The sequence below is a fragment of the Paenibacillus sp. S-12 genome (assembly GCF_030363895.1).
Taxonomy (GTDB): Bacteria; Bacillota; Bacilli; order Paenibacillales; family Paenibacillaceae; genus Paenibacillus_B; species Paenibacillus_B alvei.
In genome coordinates this window covers 127566-145784 of record NZ_JASIUF010000002.1, presented here as the reverse complement: position 1 = coordinate 145784, position 18219 = coordinate 127566, and the positions used below count along the sequence as shown (strand labels likewise).

Below are 18219 nucleotides of genomic sequence, written 5' to 3'. Positions count from 1 at the left end.
TGATCAAATTAGATGGACACCAGGGACGCTTTACAATAGCACAAAAAAAGCGCCGCCCTAATGGCAGCGCAGCACTAAAAAAGACACACGTAATGTCGCAATTAGGGCAACCCGGCTGTCATCGCATCGTGAAATGCATTAGACCCGTGGCTTTGCGTCCCCTGCTTTCGCTAGGGTTTGCCATTATCCAAATGTTACACAGGTTATATGTCATCTATAGTAACATGTAAATGAACAGCTTGTATACAATTGTGCCTATAGGTACGTAAAATTCATCGAGTCCCCGTTCTATCAACCCAGTACGATATTTATGTTCGTCATGCACTTCTTCCATAAAGCTGCCCCATTTAAAAAAAGATCATGAAAGTGATCGATCTACTACTCTCTTATTCAGGCTACCAGCAATATCTATGCACGAAAAGACCTCGCAATGGGATTGATCTGCTTGCTCCGGGAATTCATATGTAATGTACGAGTTATCGACCACAGTACTACTTCCAAATAGAAGGATTGCATCTTGTCACAGATTCAGATCAGTCCGAAGGTAGAAGGGTTCCTGCAGAGCACAAAGAAGCTGTTCATCAATGGCGAATGGGTGGATTCCGTACATAGAAATGTCTTCTCCTGCAGAACAAGTCGCTGAGATTTATAAAAACCGCTGGCAGATCGAGCTTATCTGGTTAATCAACAGGCGTGCAGTAAAATATCTATTACAATAGTCTGTGATGGACAAGGGGTCGCTCATCCGAGACGATTCGGATTAGCAAGTCATTTGGGAGTATTGTTTAACATTCCAGCAATAGGATGCGGTAAAACCAAGTTAATTGGAGATTCCGAAGAACCTAGTCAAAAGAGTGGGAATATGCAACTCTATTTGATCAATCTGACAAAATTGATGTCGTATTAAGAACCCAGGATCATATAAATCCTATTTATGTCTCCGTAGGACACCGAATCTCATTACCTACGGTATGCCAACCAGCTCTTGTAGACCGCCAGAACTTGCTATATGACGCGCACTTGTATACACCTTGCCCAGCAGCCACTTTCTATAAATAGGCATCCTTGGCTTTCTCGTGCTCGTATTGACTGATGAGTCCTTGCATGAACAAACCGGCCAGATATTTTAGCGGATGCAGCCCACCTTTTGCGCCTCCACCTCCAGCATGACTCGTCCCTGTACTGCGACAGCAGCACTTGCCAGTAGACTCGTACTCACAGCCGCTCCGACAAATCCGCCTAATGCTGCTCCCATTGCTACTCCTACTACTGCTCCAGCTACTGCTCCTATCATCGGAATAGCGCCTTGAAACAAGCGCCTCGTCACATCATTTGGCGTGCGTCCGCTCAGGCAAAAATACATCGTAGCTGCAAAGCTGTATATGTCAGACGTGACTCCCTGCCGTGATTTTTCGGAGTAAAATTCAAGCGGCGAATATCCCGTGCTTGTAAAAATTCGATGTCCCGTCTTCTCATAGTATACGGCAGAACCGAAATCGAGCAGCTTCGGCTGGCCATCCTCTCCAATGATAATGTTCGCCGGCTTGATATCACGATGAATGATGCCACGCCCGTGAACATATTCAAGTGCAGATGCGAGCGGCAGTATCGTGTCACGCAGAAAATCGGCCACGGAAACAAGCCTTCCTTCTTCAATGAAGCGTTCAAGCGAAATACCCTTGCAATACTCCATTATCATATAATGCGTTCCGTTTTCCTGGAAATGATCCACAAGGCTAACGATATTCGGATGGCTCAATTTCTGAAGTATCTGTGTTTCCGTCAGGAAAGCTTCCTGCAGCCCATCATATTGCCGTTGAACGGAGGGCCCGCGGCACAGGACGGTTCGCTTGTCGAGGTCGCGAAGAGCTACCTGCCTCGGGTAGAACTCTTTCACGATGACCACTGTTTCATCTTCTAGTTTCTGTCCCGCATATACAATGTCCAGCTCGCTGCAAGCGATTACTTTCTTTACTTTATAGGATTGATGAAGCACAAAATTTCGTTTCAAACAAATATCAGCATAATCCGGTTTCACGGTCTCCTCCAGAGGATCTGGCCTGAACGGGGACGAGGAAAATGCAATGTCCGGCATCAGACGCGTACTATCTATTATTGTAACACGCAACCCAATATTTTCTATTCAGGATTTTTATGATATCAACATGCGATGAGACAACGATCAGAAGAGATCATGCTTTGATCTTCAATCTTTTTCCATGATATAATCTTGCCATTCTTTCCAATGAGGTGAAATGGATGTCTTTCCGCAACGTTCGAGGTATGTAGGTTCCGGGCTGGATCAAAACGCGTACCAGCTATCAAGGGGATAGTCTGCCCTTTTGAGTCCAACGGAACCTAGGAGCCACGCAGCGTAATGGAGATAGATGCTCACATTTCATATACTTGGGAAGGTGGATATACAAGATGAAAGCTTTTGATTACAAACAATTTTACGATCGGGTTGGCAAGCAGAACGGTTGGGATTTCAGCCAAGTGAAATCTATTACAGAAGGATTGAATTGGGAGTTATTCACGGAGGTTCGCGGGCTGTGCACTAAATCTGACATGCTGCTCGACATCGGCACTGGCGGCGGTGAATCTGTTCTCCCTATTGCCGATAACGTCTTGCAGCTCATCGGTATCGATGCTTCTGCAAGCATGATCCGTACGGCACGAGCGAATCTGGAAGCAGCTCAGAAGCCCAATGTGCGCTTTATACAAATGAACGCAGAGCTGCTCAAGTTCCCTGATCGTCACTTCGACATCATCACTTGCCGACATTCCGAATTCAGTGCCGCGGAAGTAGCCCGGGTGTTGACGGACGATGGCGTGTTCCTCACCCAACAAATCAGTGAGGGAAATAAGCTTAACCTGAAGCAAGCATTCGGCAGAGGCCAAGCTTATGGCGTTGAATCTGGCACCCTGCTGCGTCAATATATAGCTGAACTGCGTGAAGCTGGATTTACCCATATTCAATCTGTGCTGGTTCAACTAACCCAATACTATCAGACTTCAGATGATCTGCTGTTTATTCTTACGCACACGCCGACAATACCGGACTTTGGGCTATACGAACATGATATGCGCAGCTTCAATCAATTCGTTGCCGACAATATGACGAACAAAGGCATTCGAACGAATGAAGAACGTTTTGCTATCCTTGCTAGAAAGCATTAGATTGCGCAAAAAATAAAACAGGCTGTACCTGTCAGCAGACGTTCTGACATGGTGCAGCCTGTTGTTCATGACATAGCATCATTTACATATAGGTTACGGTAGAGCCGCAATATTCACATTTGGTTGCAGAATTTGGAGAGACACTATTTTTTGCGCCGCAGCTGGAACAGGTAATCATTTTCGGAAGCTGTGGTGGAATAGAACTGACGGATGTTGCCACTTCGGCTTCAGCTACAGCATATCGAATCGGCTGTTCGGGTACCATTTCCACTCTCTCAACAGTCTCAATATTCAACGGCATATCACGAGGCAATGGTTCCTGTTCAAAATATTCGGGATACTTCATTCGAAAGCGTTCCTGCGACTTTTTTTCCAATACGGATGCCGCCCACCATAGCAGTACCCCAGGCGTAAAGAAAAGGAGGGCAAAGAGAATCGCTAATATGAGCTTGTCTTTTTGAGTCGTCCAGTTCACGATCATACTAAAGCATACGACTGCGTATAAAAGGATTAAACATCCCCCAATAAACCGCATGAATGAATAGAGAACCATGCTTGGCGGATTAAGCCCTAGCTGCCGAAAATATTCGCGCTCCTTTGCTTTTTTCTTAATCTTACCCCCAAATCTGAACAGGATAAGACCAGGAATAAGAAATACAAAGAAACATACTCCAATAAAATCCACTCTGAACATAGACCTTTCCAACATGATTCCAATCATTCCAATTCCAAAGGCAAACAAGAATAGGCCGCCAAAAAAGCTTAAAATAGAGCCGAACCGTGCCCTCATCTCTCAACTCCCCCAATCTCTATCTATCAATCTCTATCTATCAATCTTTATCTACCAACCTTAAAGTGTCAATCCTTATGTATTCATCTTTACATACCAATCTTTATTTCAATTCTTATGTGCCAATGGGCCCGTATTATTATCGCCAGGAAAGCGACGAATTCATTACCAGAGTTAATCCCAATGGATCCACGACCAAAATCATGCACGATGAGAATGGCCTAGGAAATGAAATAAAAAAAGAAAATTTTCGTGTGCTATAATACATATAACGCGAAGTGGAATATAATGCCATGAAAGGATGCGTGACAATTGAGAAAAACATCTTTGCTTCTTTTGACTGCATTACTAAGCGCTTCCTTTATATTTAGTAATGTTGCTCCTGCTGCAGCCGCTAATCTCTCTAGTACAAGCTCAACAACATTCGCACCATTGGTTAGGCAATCAAGTAATGTCGATGTAGAAAGCTCACAAATTACTAGACTGAGTCGAGATGAATTTTATGCTCGTTACGCTGAACTTACTGGAAAAAGTATTAATCAAGTGAGAGCGGAGTTTTCCAAATCTGAGCAAAACACTCCTAAATTACTTGCAGGTGATCCGTACGAGACATTTGATGCAGAATATTCATCAAATGTTGATATTGGTGCAGGGGTTAAGGTTAAAGTTGGAGTACTTGTTCAAGTAGAGCAGTTTAGGTTTGGGAATTCCTATGGTCATCGTTTTAAAAAGGTATATGACGATACAGGGTATATAGCTCCTTATTCTGGAAGCTTTACTGTTGTTAAAAACTTTGCCAAAGGATCAATACAAGCGTCAGGTAGTCTTCAATTATCTTATAGTGGATATGCAGAAGCAAAGGTTGACACAACTACAAGTAAGTCAATGGAACTTGGTTTATCCCTTTATGAAAGGGTACAGGTAGGTTGGTCATTTAGTGAAACAAAAAGTGGTACAGATTACTATAGAAAGCACTTCAATGGATCTAAAACAGTAGCTAAGCCGTAATTAAGTGAGCCCAGAGCCCAGAAATTATTTCTGGGCTTTTTATTTTCCCTTTCGAAGTCATCCGGTTAAAATAAAAATCCCCGTGGTGTGCAGACCAACAGAGATATTATATCTTTCAGCATGTGAATCTTATTATAAATAACAATCAGAGAAGAAACCAACCTTAATAGGGGAAAATGAGTGTTCAACATTCAACACCATGCAAAAATAGACCTGCGCCAACCCTCAACGGCACAGGTCTTTCTAACAATCGTCGTTCAAATGATACGAGCCAGGAAGCCGCTATGCGGCCCTCTATTCATTGCGATAGTTCCTCTCTTGCATCATTGGTCTGCAGCTTCATTCGATACTCCAGCGGTGTCATCTGATTCTGCTTCTTAAAGAAGCGAATAAAGGCAAGCGCAGAATTATATCCAAGTGCAGATGCGATCTCATTGACCTTCTTCGAGCTATTGAGCAGCCATTCCTTGGCCTGTAAGTTGCGATAATCGTTAATGTAATCTGAGATGCCAATACCTGTCATCTGCTTATATAATCGGGATAAATACGAGGGATTCAATCCCACCTCGTTCGCTATGGCGATCAGCGATATATCCCGCGTAAGATTATTCGCAATATACCGGTGTACTCTCTTGATCAGTTCTCCTGGAACCTGTTCGTCTCGCCCTTCTTGCCGCTCGAACAAATATTCAGCCAGTTCCCAGAAATGCTTCTTCATCTCAAGCCAAGAGAGCGTTTCCCGCTTCTGGTACAAGAAACCGAGGTCGAATTTCGCGCCGGCCTCCTGCTTCAACTTGTGACTATTCCCTAAGTAGGACAAGAACAAGGCCGACAAGGAATGGTACAATGCCATCTTGCGCGCATAGCTATTCTCGTCTTCACTGTTCCAATCCTTCGTAATATGCAGGAACAATTCATAAAATTCTTTCCGATGATTGTTCTCCATACATTTCTGCAGCAGTTGAATACGATTATGCTGGAAGTAGTCCTGTGTATCGGTTCCATCGTCGCACTCTTGCATACGTAAAATATCGGAATCCGTAAGAATGACCTCATTCGGAAGTTGATAACCAGATACGAAGCAATACTTCAGCATTTGGAAGCGTTCCGCCACATTCGGCCAATCCGCCCATGTGCTGCTTAGCGCAAAAGATACCGTTACTTGCAGAAGACGCTGGCAGGTTTGCTGAATCATACCTATGACTCCGCCCAAGCGTGCCTGTGACGACCTCCATACTTCCGATTCCGTAAGCGATTCTTCATAAGAATCGTACTCGGGATAGGGGTGTATATGATGCCCATTTTGCGTCATACGCGGTTGAAGCAGCCATACTAGCTTGGAATGCTCGAACGTACAGGAGAAGCATTCCATATAGGGAGTGACATACTCCTCGACAATATTCTGAACACCGTATAACAGAAGTGATTTATCAAGTGAACTGAAGGAGTTTTTCCACGAATCCACCTTGCCAACAAGAAGGATTACAGGCTGATCCGCACGCAGAGGAATATCATATTCTTGAAAATTCCGTTCCAGCCCGCCTATCATCTCCTGCTTTCCCTCAAGAAGCTCCCATACGTACTCCTTCTGCAGCAGCGGCAGTGCCTGCCGCATTCGATAATGCGCTTGTTCCAGCCTGCGCATCTGCTCGCTTTCCTTGGCAAGCTGAGCAATAGCCCGTTCCACGGCGGCAATAATTTTATCATCGCTCTCAATTTTCAAAATATAATCGAACCCTCCAAGAACCATAGCACTCTGTACATATTGGAAGTCATTATATCCCGTTAAGAAGATCACTTTACAGTTCGGCCAATGGGACTTAATATTCTGCAACAATTCGATCCCTTCTAAGCCTGGCATCTTGATATCAGAGATTACAATATCGATCGGAAAGGCAGATCCGTGCATCATTTCGAGTGCTTCTTCACCGGAATACGCTTTCAAGATTTCGAGTTCTAGGTGCTCCATGCCCTGGAACAATTCCAGCAATCCATCTACAATAATGGGTAGATCGTCCACGATAAGCATTCGTCGCATGTCGCTCTCCTCCTTTATTCAAGCCCAAGATGTATACGTACCTTCAGTCCTCCAAGTTCAGAACGCGACAATTCCAATCCATATTCCTCTCCATAACGGAGCTGAATACGCCTGTGCACATTTATTAAGCCAGTTGTCTCATCAATATGATTAGCACAATAGACAAGGCGGCTGCAAAGCTCACTCAGCTTCCCATCGTCCAAGCTATCGCCATTGTCTTCTACACTGATGATAACGCCACCATCAACCTGTTCGCTGTGCACCCATAGTTCTCCTTCTCCGCGCATGTTGCCGAAGGCATACTTATATGCATTTTCGATAATCGGCTGCAGTACAAGACGTGGTACTCGAATAGGCAGACTCTCAATGTCAAGGTATACATGAATGCGATCCCCATAGCAAATAGATTGCATGTCTACATAGGTCGAGGAATGCTTCACTTCCATCTCTAGCGGAATTTCATCATCATCGTTCCGGGTAATGAAATGAAAATACTCGCCGATATACAAGCAGAATTGGTATGCCTTCTCTTTGTCTTCCGACTTAATTAGCCGGCACAGCACGAAAAAGCAATTGTATAGGAAATGCGGATTAATTTGCGATTGAAGCCGTTTCAACTCTGAACGCTGTGTACGAATTTGCTGCTCATAATTTTGCTCAATAAGCGTTTTAAGCGACTGCACGGTATCATTAAAAGCTTGGTATAAATAGCCGAACTCGTCATGACCGCGATCAATTGGGACAGGAGCCAGATTCAGTTGCTTCACTCTTCTGAAGGCTTGAATCAGCTTCATTAGCGGACGATACATCAGCTTCATTAAAGAATAGGAGAAAAATAACGCCGCCGCCACGGCCAACCCGCATGCCCACCAGAACCACTGCCGATACTTCTGGATCGGCCCCAGAACGGTTGATTCCGGTATGCAAGTTACAGAGTATGAGCTCCATACGGGAGAATATTTGTACACCGTCAAATATCGCTCGCCATCATACTGCACAATATCATAGCCTTCATATTGTTCTTTCTTCCACTTCTCCTGAATAAACGCTTTCATTGACTCTTGCAGCGTCGACTGCTCATTGCTTCGAATATCCCATCCATGCTCCACATTCAGCAGCATCGTTTCTCCATTCAAGGAGCCTGCGATCTGATCGAGCGATTCCTTAATCTTGCTCGTAGACAGCTCCACACCTACCATATAGACAGGGTCTTTGAATGTATTTGTAGGATATTGCAGCGTTATGAACAAGCGATTGTTCCAGTATATGAACGGCTTGCTGTAAAAAGGACTGCCATGCTGCATCGCAGCAAATTCCTCTCGATTCAGGAATGTATTGAATTGCTGGCTTAACAGCGTACGATCAATTTTCGGTACATATGCCCTTGCTTCACGAATGAAGGAACTTGTATTTTTCATCAGTTCAAGACGCTTTTGAATCATCGTTATGTTGTTAGCCCGTTCATAATCGGTTAAGTCGGTTCCCAGCGCAGCCAATTCTAACAAATCATTGTCTGTTACATAGTTGGGCAAATACCGATTGATTCGTTCCACTTCCTTATCGAGTGAATCTAAATAGAAACTGGTCGTATTCAAGGTGGAACGCGATATTTCCCGCTGAATGCTATTAGCTCCCCGCTCATTGATGAATAACGTAATCATCATGAGGGGGAGCAGCACGATTAGAAATACAGCCATGATCTTCATGAAGATGGAAGAGTCTTTTAAGCGGAATAATAGTCTCATCGTATGTTCTCCCTACATTTGGAGGATTCGGCTACTATCTATTCTTTGACACTCCCCATCACAATTCCTTTAATGAAGAATCGCTGTAAAAATGGATATATAATTAAAATTGGGAATGCTGCGACAAAGATTTGCGCAGCCTTACTCGTCCGGTCCGACAGCTTCTGCATAAGTTCAATTTCCTCTGGCTTCAGGTAACGCAAATCCATCTTAATGATGATGGACTGCAAGAACGTTTGCAGCGGATATTTCTCGGGATGGCTCATTAACAGCATGCCGTCGAACCAGCTATTCCAATGCCAGACAACCGTAAAGAGTCCTGTCGTTGCCAGTGCCGGAATAGATAAGGGCGCATATATTTTCCACAAGGTTGTGAAATGTCCCGCTCCGTCAATCTTCGAAGATTCCTCCAATTCCTTCGGCAAGTTGCGATAGAAGTTAAGCAGCAAAATAATATTGAATACTTGAACTGCATTCGGCAGTATCAAGGCCCAAATCGTGTCCACAATCCCGACCGCTTTCACAGTCATGTACCATGGAATCAAGCCGCCATTGAATAGAATCGTGAATACGAATATCCATACATATACGGTTCGCATACGGAACTGCGATGTCTCTTTCGATAACGGGTATGCGGTCATGATCGTCAAAAACATGCTGAAGGCTGTACCCAGTACGGAGCGCTCAATTGTAACCCAGAAGGCGCGCAAGTATTCTGGCTTGCCGAATACGTTCTGATACGCTGCAGTCGTGAATTCCACCGGCCAGAGCATGACCTTGCCTGCAGAAGCCGCTGACCCTGAACTGAAGGACACGGCTAATATATGAACAAGCGGCAGCAGACATAATACCGAAATGAAAGTTAGAAATACATAGTTGCAGCCTAAGAAGATTCGTCGGCCTAACGACTTTTTCATAACAATTCGTCCTCCTTGACTAGAATATGCGGTAATTGGCAAAGCGATAGGCCATCACATACGATACAGATATTAAGATGAAGGATACGGCTGACTTCAGCAGTCCAACGGCTGTAGCGAAGCCATATTGCGACTCTACGACACCCATTCGATATACGAATGTATCAATAATATCTCCGCTCTCGTATACTTGCGGGTTGTACAGGTTGAAGATCTGATCGAATCCGGCATTCAGCACGTTCCCGATGCTGAGCGTAAGCATCAGCACGATAATCGGCAGCATGCCCGGCAAGGTTACATTCAGAGTTTGCTTCCAGCGTCCGGCCCCGTCAATTTCCGCAGCTTCATACAGCACTGGATTAATGCCTGTAAGCGCCGCCAAATAAATGATTGTGCCGAAGCCGAATTCCTTCCATACGTCCGTAGCGACCATGACATATGGGAACCAACTGTTGTCTCCGAGGAAGAAGATAGGCTTCACCCCGAATAAGCCGAGAAAATGATTCACAATTCCTGTAGAAGGAGAGAGCACATCAATAACGATGCCGCTGAGCAGAACCCAAGATAAAAAGTGCGGCAAGTAAACCATTGTTTGGAATGTACGCTTTACCCACTCTTTGCGCAATTCATTCAATAGGATAGCAATCGTAATCGGCACGACCAATCCGGCAAGAATCTTCATGACCGCGATGTAAACCGTATTGAAGAAGATACGGCCGATATCCGGGTAATCCAGCAGGAACTTAAAGTTCTTCCAGCCCACGAACGGAGATCCCAGCAGTCCCTTCGTCGGGATATACTTCTGGAACGCCATTAGGATGCCTACCATCGGAATATAGCTGAATACAATAATGAAAATCAGTGCGGGAACGAGCATTACATGCAGCGGCCATTCGCGCTTCCACATCCGAGACAATCGATTCATTTCTGCTCCACCTACTTGTAGTAAATTTAAAAAGAAGGGCATGCCCTATATATGAATAAAGAACTACTTTCATTGTAGATATAGATCTAACACCATTCCATATACTGGTCTTTACTTCTATATACAACTGTTGAGCTTCGAATCTCTTTCCTTTGCGGATTAACGAAAAAAAGGAGACCGGAACAAGTCCCGATCCCCTGATCATCATTTATTTGCTGCGTACCACTCGTTTACTTCCTTCGTCATATCATCTCCGCCAAGCTTCTTCCAGTCTTCCACAAATTTGTCGAATTCATCGATAGGTGCTTGGTTCATAATGATCTTCATAAAGACTTCGTCACGCTTGCGCAGCAAGAGCTCTTGCCTTTCGACCATCGTAGGCGTTGGAGCGCCGTAGAATTTGTTCCGATGGAACAAGTTATGCTCTTTTAAATATGGCACGTTAGATACTGCTCCATTTGGACCGGAAATCAGCATTTCCCACCACATCGAAATATCTTCGCCTTTCACATATTTCATTGCGCGGGCATAGCGCGTTTTTTGATCTTTTGTCTTCAGCAGGCTCTCATCCTTCGTCTCGATTGCTTTAGGCAATACAGACCCGTTGTCGTTCGCTTGGTTGAAGGCCATCACTGGGCTAAGCTGCCAATAATTATTGCCGCTCTCCTTCATGCTCTTGCCGAATTCATATACCTTCTGCTCTTCCGTCGGGTGATTATCAATTGCGATCCATTGATTCAATAGCTTAATCATTGCCTCCGGATGCTTCGCTTTCTTCGAGACAACGTTATATTTTTCTGTACCCAGCTCAATTTGCGTGGACGCTTCTGTACCGTCAATGGAAGGAAGACGATATACTTTCCAGTCCTGAACAATCTTGCCGTCCTTGATCGCACCTTGAGCCAAATGAGCCGGAGTCCATTCTGCACCATAGAGTACGCCAATTTGGTTATTGAATATCATTTCAGAAGCCTTCATCATATCCTTAACTGCAAATTCTGGATCGATCAGACCCTTCTTGAACATATCCTGCAGTGAGCGAAGTGCTTCCTTCATTTCCGGCTGGATATCACTGTACATTAAACCGCCTTTGCCGTCATCAATCCATTGCTTCAAGTAGGCATGGTATCCATTCAGGAAGCCGATGAGACCAAGAGCGCCATCATCAAATTTCTTATTTAATGCAAGGCCATAGGATTTGCCGGTACCGCCGGGATCCTCCTCTGCAAACGTTTCCATAATTTTAATCAGGTCTTGCATCGTTTTCGGCTCAGGCAGGTTCAGCTTCTTCAGCCAGTCCGCACGCACCCATACGAATTGCGGAACAAAAGCACTTCCCGACTCTGGAATCCCCATCAGCTTGCCATCGAATGTTCCGGACTTCATCTGAAGACCGCCATCGCGCATCAAAAATTCTTTTGTTTCATCTGTTGCGTATTTATCATACACTTCAGTCAAATCTTGAATCATATCTGCCTCTATGAGTTGCTGCAGTTGGGCTGGTGTAGCTGGGAAGAAGTCAGGCAGATCGTCAGTCGCAATCGCCATCTTGAGCTTCTCTTGGAACTGCGGGCCGCTTACGACTCCGTCAACAACCCATTTATTCGTAATTTTAACGCCAACATCTTTCTCATATGCATCGTATACAGCATTCTTATCGTACGTTTCCCCTGCATCAAACTTCAAATAGGGATCCTTTGCACGAACAGTGGATGCTTCAATAACTGTATGTTCTGGTGATTCCGCTGATTTCTCTGCTGTTGTGTTCTCTGCTGGCTTATCTGATGTAGGTTGTGGTGTTTCTGCGGGCTTGCTTGTGCAAGCCGTTGCGACGAGACTCAAGATGAGCGTAAGCACCAATAACATATTCCGCACTCTTTTCACGTCTGACCCTCCTAATATGTGTAATGAAGACCCACTTCTAATTGTAGATATCGTTCAAAAGGCATTCTATATACTGGTCTTTACTTCTATATACAACTGTTGTGGTGAATCCCTATGGTCAAGTGTTGTTCTGCAATTCCTGCGCAGGGCTCTCCAGTCTGATTTCCAATAAGGGCAGTTGTCGGCCCGGGAATACTGTAGACGCGATTTCGCCAATTCTTCTTGCCCCCATCCGCATATAAAAAAGCTCCGCATTCGGATCGCTATGTACAAGCAGCGTCTGTATCCCAAGCTTCTGTGCCGCAGCGATCATGTGGTGCCACAGTGCTTGTCCATACCCTTGGCCTATTGCATTCGGATGAATGAACAAGTCGGTTACCAAGCCCTTGTCCTGTTGAAGCGCATTCTGTTCCAAGCCAATGAATCCTTGAATATGCCCCGCTTCCTCAATGACGAAAAAATGAGCGGAAGCAAGCTGCTCCTCTGTAATCGTCAAATCTTCTCGACAAGCTTCCATGAACGCTTCGCTATAGCCCCAATATGCCTTTGATTCATAGGCTAGCTCGCTTAGTTGATGTACTTCCTGCACCACGGCTGGACGTATATTCATGATCAATCCTCCCCCTTAGATGGTAAACGCTGCTAATTCCATAATTCACTTATTGTACCTGACAGGATCAATAGGCGGAAGCACGAATCTCCTAGTAACGGTTATTTACTTCTTGACTCTCTGCGACCGTTGCCGCCTAATCAAAATCCCCAGACGGCTGAAGCGCTGGGGACAGGTATACGCATTATTTCTTGTTCACGAGTTGTTCGACAAAGGCGAGCTGCTCATCCACATGTTTTGTTTTGTTGAAGGTTGAAGGTACCACATAATCAGGGATAAGTGCTGCTCCTTTGGAAGAATCCGGTCTCTCGAGTTGTTTACTTGACAAGTACATTGAATATTTACTGTTTGGCAGATCGAATTTTACGGAAGCAACGTATGCATTCGCATTTCCTCCAGGCATTTCTCCAATCACTTGTCCAATCTTATTGTCTTGCAAAATCGCCGTCATCAATGATGCTCCGCCATTTGTATATTTAGAAGTAAGTACATATAGTTTCCCTTCAAATACTAGCTCATTATGAGCATTATTGTTCTTTGTTGTTGAACGTATTCTTTCTGCCATTCCTTCTTTTTCCCCTCTACTGACCGCCTCTTTCGAGTTACGCGTTTCTGCAAAGGATTGATAGTGCCGCACATTCATATATTGGAGCAGTTTCTCGACGATAGCACTCACATTCTCACCACCGAAATTATAACGGAGGTCTAGCACGACATTGTCAATTTGATTGTGCTTAGCCGAAGAGAAGAACTTTTTTAATTCAGCGTCATACACATCATCTGACTTCAACACATTCATTTTAAATAGAGCTATGTTTTTGTCCTTATCTATGTGTTGGGAATAATTTGAGGGATATCCCACTGATATAGGCTTCACCTGTAACTTAACCGTCTGCTGCAGCTTTTCCCCATCTCTCACAATGGTATATACAACATAATCTTTATTTTCAATTAAACCTAACTTCTCCAAATACACTTCTTCAGTCAATATGCTTGACATCTCCAGCTTAGCGAGCAAAAACATCTTATTATCACTAGAGATATATTTGCTAAGGTCTTGAGCCAACTCTTCGATTGTCCTGTTGCCAATAGCAATAATCTCATCTCCAGCCTTCAAATCTCCCTCATTACTATAGTATATATACACCCCATTCTCATACCATTTATATAAAATTGGAATCTTTCGCTTTCGAAAGCTTGAACTGACTGAAAGACCTGAATTTGCATCATGCAGATGAGCAATAACGGATTGCCCCCAGAAGTAAATATCTCTGCGATATATCTGATCTTTCTTTTCTTTAATTTCCTTCAATACTTGTTCGTACTGGGCCTTCAGTTCCTCAGATACTCCATTCACGGCGGCAGGATGGGTGTCCGCAATTTTGTTATACAAAAATTCGATATCTTTTATCGCTGTTTGCTGTTCCTTCGTTAGAACCGCAGATTCGTGAAGTTGCTTCTTACTAATCGCTTTTTCAGTAACTCTATCATTCCACGTTAGTGCCGTAACAATGACAATCCCGATAATGAAAATAAATAACAGAAACCCTACTAATCGAATTTTCATTTGATATCGTTCCCCTTGCATTCGTTTATTAACGAGTTATTCATTATATGCAGTTGCTTGTCCGCACCCACTCTTTATCTGGTTATATAAGGAAAAAACAATAACAACAATATAGCATACAAGCGGATTTTTTATTTGTATTATTTGGGATTTATCTGAAAAATACAAGCCATCGTAACGACAAAAATAGCCCAAGCATACGCTTGAGCCGTGAACTTGATACAGCCATACTATCATTTCTAATTATTCAATTTCGCATTTTTTATTTCACTTATGCCCTCGAATCCCTCGACAAGAACCGCTCCATACAACTCAACCTCTTCTGCAGATTCCTTATTATAATGTGGAGACCTGCTAGAAACCTCTTTCGAATCGAACCCGTTGGACAAAATTCTCGTAAGCAAGGCTTTCTATTACGCAAGGTTAAAACGGCTGCATGCCCGCTGTATCCAGCTTCTCGCCATCAATATTCGCTCCCATGCGTGTCGTCAAGTCACGGTAATGCGCTACACGGCGGCGTACCGGGTCGGCCGTTTCCGGCAAATTCGCTTCTTGACCGCCGTTGATCACCATAATGGTCGCACCAAAGCCCGGAACGAGACCCTTCGCCAGCTGTTCTGCCGTAGGCGTCCACTGCCCCGTCATAATGTCATGATTGGAAGGCTTCGGATCCTGTGGTGTCATCCAGAAGAGCAGTGCTGTGATAAAGCCCAGCTTCCCGTCAGCCGTAATTTTGTCCGGATCGTTCAATAGAACACTAGGATCACGGTATACGATGCTACTAATTAATCCATAGTTATAGTTCCAACTGAGCTGAATCGGGCCGCGTCCATGATAGGATTTGCCCGGAACCGGCTTCCAGAACAGATTGTTCTCATCTACATAGCCGATCTTATCCGTATTCACGAAGCCCAGCTCTTCATTGAAAAACAGTGCCCAGCGCAGCTCGCCGCCCGGTGCCGTAGCCCATCCTCCGCCTGTCTCATGAGCAATGTTCGCTAGGAACCCGGCAAGCTCACGCTTGCGATTATTGTCGCTTCCTTCATTCAGGAAGCTGCCGAAATCAACGATCCGCGTCAGCTTCGGTAAGCTGGCATGGCTTGTATCATTGAAATCAGGAGCTTGAAAGAGCAGCGTTTCCGTCTTGGCCTGCTTGTCCAAGCGATAAATTTGCTTCACATTCGGATAGCCCTCGCGCATGACTTCCTTATATTTGATGTTGGCAATCTCGCGTACAGCGGATAGGAGATTATCATAGGAATAATAGTCGGTTTGATTTGGCTTATAGTAATGGTTTCCTTTTGCTTTGGCATCCCATTCCGGCGTACCGTATCGCAACGGGAACGTAGACTCATACTCCGCCTTAGGAAGTGCTGCTTGAACTGAAGCTGCAGCCGCATCCGGCAGAAAGGACGGATTTATGCCATTCCACAGCTGATTGATCTGGGCATCGGTCAGCACTCGACTTTCTCCTACACCAATATCAGTGGCTGGGCCGCCCTTCGTTGTTGCGCTTATCGCAGAACTGTCTGTATAGTTGCCCGATGTATCCACGGCGCGTATGACGTATTGATAGCCTGTATCCGCTTCCAATTCATAGTCTGAAAATATTCTAGCAATTGTACTGCCAACTTTAACGCCATTGCGGAGAACATCATAATGGGAAATGCCTGCATTGTCAGTTGAAGCTGTCCAAGTAAGTGTGATAAAGGTGGAGGATTGCTCAGTTGATTCGAGATTCGTTGGAGCAGTTGGAGGTGTAGTATCTTCGGTGTTGTCTCTGAATAATTTCCATGGCGTATCCCATTCATTCGTCGCTTTCGCATCAGGTCTGTTATTGTAGGACCACCACTTTGCTTCATAAATCTTGCCCTGATAAGATACAATATCTCCGGCAGAGTAGGCCTTGTTGGTCTGCCATGCTTGTGCCTGAGAGGAATTCGTGTTGTTTGCCGCATGAACTGTAGACAAGGTACCCATTGGCACAGACGCAACAATGGCTGCACCAAGAACAACGCTTAAACTTTTGAGCAAAAGCTTGTGCGAGAACGGAAAGTTGCGATTCATTATACGCCTCCTATTCAGTTACTGGTAACGATTCTAGTATAGGAAATTGCATCTCCCGTGCTCAATAGGTACAGCGAACCAATCCTATGTCGAATCTTGATTATATTGCACGCCTATAGCGCTATATCCCTATCGAATACTCGATCTGCCATGCTGGAAATGATACGATAAAAGCAATGAAAAACTCTTCATGGAGGAACCAACCATATGGATGAGATTAATATTCAGGAGATCATAGATGCAACGCAGCACACCTTCGGATTAGAGGATTACCAATTACATACTCACGAGTTGTATCGGGAAGTCAATCTATTCTATGAGACGGTTTACAGCCTCAGCATGGAATGGTATCCGCCGCTACAGATGATGGGGTCCGTAGAAGAAGGATTGAATCCCGAGGGTACGGCCGTCATTCAATACGACCTTGCTTCCCGGCAGTATACGAGCGTCATCTTCGTACAAGGGAAATCCTATGCGAACAGCCCGACTTACCCGAACATCGGCTTGGACGAGGTCATTAAGTGGATCGAACGGGATACCGGACTTGTGTACGACAAGCAGTTCCGGCTCACTCAGAAACAGAATAACCAATATCGATTTCACGAGTGCGTGAACGGGGGTCCGGTATCCCCCTCCGGGCAAATCGAGATTCACTTTGATGAAGACGGAAGGCTCGTACAGTATTCGAGGTATGGACTATACGCCTCTAAGTCAACCATTCAGAAAGAGGCTTTCACATTATCCCTTGAACAAGTCGATCCCCTAGCCAAGCAGCAACTGAAGCTGCTCGAATATCCAGTGCATGAAGAACAGCGACTTATTCCGCTCTACGGGATCGAAGAGGTCTATATGACGAACGACGGAGCCACTATTATTCCGTTTGAATTCATTATCCATCCGGGTTCGAAGCTGAATATGGATAAGGTTATCGAGTGGGAACAAACAAGCACGCATCCTTATGAAAAAGCGGACATCGAGTGGCAGGAAACGGTCACCCTTGAACAAGCGATTGCGCGTGAACCGCATCCCGATTCTTTTCCAATTACGGAAGTTGAACAAGAGAAATCGATCGCGGCGGTTATTGCAGGAATGAGCCAATTATACCCGAACGACTCCGGCCAATGGGTGCTTAAGACGCTGCAACGCCACAGGGGATATATTCAAGCGGTATTGCGGGTTAAGAAACCGAATAAGTGCGTGTTCCAACGCAAGCTGGTTCTGTTCATTGATACGCAGCGTCATGTAGTTGTAAATGCAGTCGACAATCTGCCTTTTCTCCACATGTTCGACGAGTTCCAGGGGGCTGGTAAGGTCCTCATCAGTCGAGATGAGGCCTATGAAATGCTGAAGGAAAAGAGCCTCATCGAATTAACGCCAGTATATGTGTATCATCCTGAACAGAAGAAATATATATTATGCGGAAAATTAGACTGTGCTTACGCTGTGAATGCTGCAAATGGTGAGATTATGGAGTTAAACAGCATATAA

At 44.7% G+C, this 18219-nt stretch carries 14 protein-coding genes, 1 pseudogene and 1 riboswitch; of the genes and pseudogenes, 5 read left to right on the top strand and 10 right to left on the bottom strand.

Annotated features, from left to right (window positions below; all coding sequences use genetic code 11):
- Positions 1 to 102: 102 nt before the first annotated feature.
- Positions 103 to 192: riboswitch (cyclic di-GMP riboswitch) on the bottom strand.
- Positions 193 to 517: 325 nt separating this feature from the next.
- Together NO352_RS00690 and NO352_RS00685 are read left to right on the top strand one after the other, a co-directional pair.
- Positions 518 to 643, top strand: coding sequence for a hypothetical protein (locus NO352_RS00690; protein WP_262866354.1), 126 nt, complete (start codon positions 518 to 520; stop codon positions 641 to 643).
- Positions 644 to 715: 72 nt separating this feature from the next.
- Positions 716 to 975, top strand: a pseudogene (locus NO352_RS00685) (endonuclease V); the annotation flags it as partial.
- A gap of 151 nt (positions 976 to 1126) precedes the next feature.
- Here the strand turns inward: NO352_RS00685 and NO352_RS00680 are convergent.
- Positions 1127 to 2038, bottom strand: a complete 912-nt coding sequence (locus NO352_RS00680) for a serine/threonine protein kinase (RefSeq protein ID WP_289354718.1) — start codon at positions 2036 to 2038, stop codon at positions 1127 to 1129.
- A 389-nt stretch (positions 2039 to 2427) separates the two neighbouring features.
- Here NO352_RS00680 and NO352_RS00675 point away from each other — a divergent pair, with 389 nt between their 5' ends.
- Positions 2428 to 3180 carry a class I SAM-dependent methyltransferase gene (locus NO352_RS00675; protein ID WP_289354717.1) on the top strand — a complete coding sequence of 251 codons (753 nt, stop codon included), beginning with the start codon at positions 2428 to 2430 and terminating at the stop codon, positions 3178 to 3180.
- Between the two features lie 82 nt (positions 3181 to 3262).
- On the opposite strand, the gene NO352_RS00670 is transcribed toward NO352_RS00675, so the two are convergent.
- Positions 3263 to 3970 (bottom strand): hypothetical protein, encoded by a 708-nt coding sequence (locus tag NO352_RS00670; protein WP_289354716.1) that lies wholly within the window; start codon positions 3968 to 3970, stop codon positions 3263 to 3265.
- 312 nt (positions 3971 to 4282) lie between these two features.
- On the opposite strand from NO352_RS00670, the gene NO352_RS00665 reads away from it, so the two are divergent.
- Complete coding sequence (locus NO352_RS00665; RefSeq protein ID WP_289354715.1) at positions 4283 to 4978, top strand: hypothetical protein; 696 nt, start codon at positions 4283 to 4285, stop codon at positions 4976 to 4978.
- Between the two features lie 298 nt (positions 4979 to 5276).
- On the opposite strand, the gene NO352_RS00660 is transcribed toward NO352_RS00665, so the two are convergent.
- From NO352_RS00660 to NO352_RS00625, 8 genes are all read right to left on the bottom strand, one after another.
- On the bottom strand, positions 5277 to 7016 hold the full coding sequence (locus NO352_RS00660) for a response regulator transcription factor (protein WP_268620084.1): 1740 nt from the start codon (positions 7014 to 7016) through the stop codon (positions 5277 to 5279).
- A gap of 14 nt (positions 7017 to 7030) precedes the next feature.
- Positions 7031 to 8761: a sensor histidine kinase gene (locus NO352_RS00655; protein WP_289354714.1), complete on the bottom strand. Its 1731-nt coding sequence runs from the start codon at positions 8759 to 8761 to the stop codon at positions 7031 to 7033.
- A gap of 38 nt (positions 8762 to 8799) precedes the next feature.
- Positions 8800 to 9678: a carbohydrate ABC transporter permease gene (locus tag NO352_RS00650; protein ID WP_005542969.1), complete on the bottom strand. Its 879-nt coding sequence runs from the start codon at positions 9676 to 9678 to the stop codon at positions 8800 to 8802.
- A gap of 19 nt (positions 9679 to 9697) precedes the next feature.
- Positions 9698 to 10603, bottom strand: a complete 906-nt coding sequence (locus NO352_RS00645) for an ABC transporter permease (RefSeq protein WP_289354713.1) — start codon at positions 10601 to 10603, stop codon at positions 9698 to 9700.
- 204 nt (positions 10604 to 10807) lie between these two features.
- Positions 10808 to 12487 (bottom strand): extracellular solute-binding protein, encoded by a 1680-nt coding sequence (locus tag NO352_RS00640; RefSeq protein ID WP_289354712.1) that lies wholly within the window; start codon positions 12485 to 12487, stop codon positions 10808 to 10810.
- 118 nt (positions 12488 to 12605) lie between these two features.
- On the bottom strand, positions 12606 to 13097 hold the full coding sequence (locus NO352_RS00635) for a GNAT family N-acetyltransferase (protein WP_289354711.1): 492 nt from the start codon (positions 13095 to 13097) through the stop codon (positions 12606 to 12608).
- A gap of 184 nt (positions 13098 to 13281) precedes the next feature.
- A complete protein-coding gene (locus NO352_RS00630; protein ID WP_289354710.1) occupies positions 13282 to 14664 on the bottom strand; it encodes a S41 family peptidase in 1383 nt (460 codons plus the stop codon).
- Positions 14665 to 15087: 423 nt separating this feature from the next.
- Entirely contained in the window at positions 15088 to 16731 is a 1644-nt protein-coding gene (locus NO352_RS00625; protein WP_268620088.1) for a glycoside hydrolase family 19 protein, read from the bottom strand.
- A gap of 207 nt (positions 16732 to 16938) precedes the next feature.
- On the opposite strand from NO352_RS00625, the gene NO352_RS00620 reads away from it, so the two are divergent.
- A complete protein-coding gene (locus NO352_RS00620; RefSeq protein WP_289354709.1) occupies positions 16939 to 18219 on the top strand; it encodes a hypothetical protein in 1281 nt (426 codons plus the stop codon).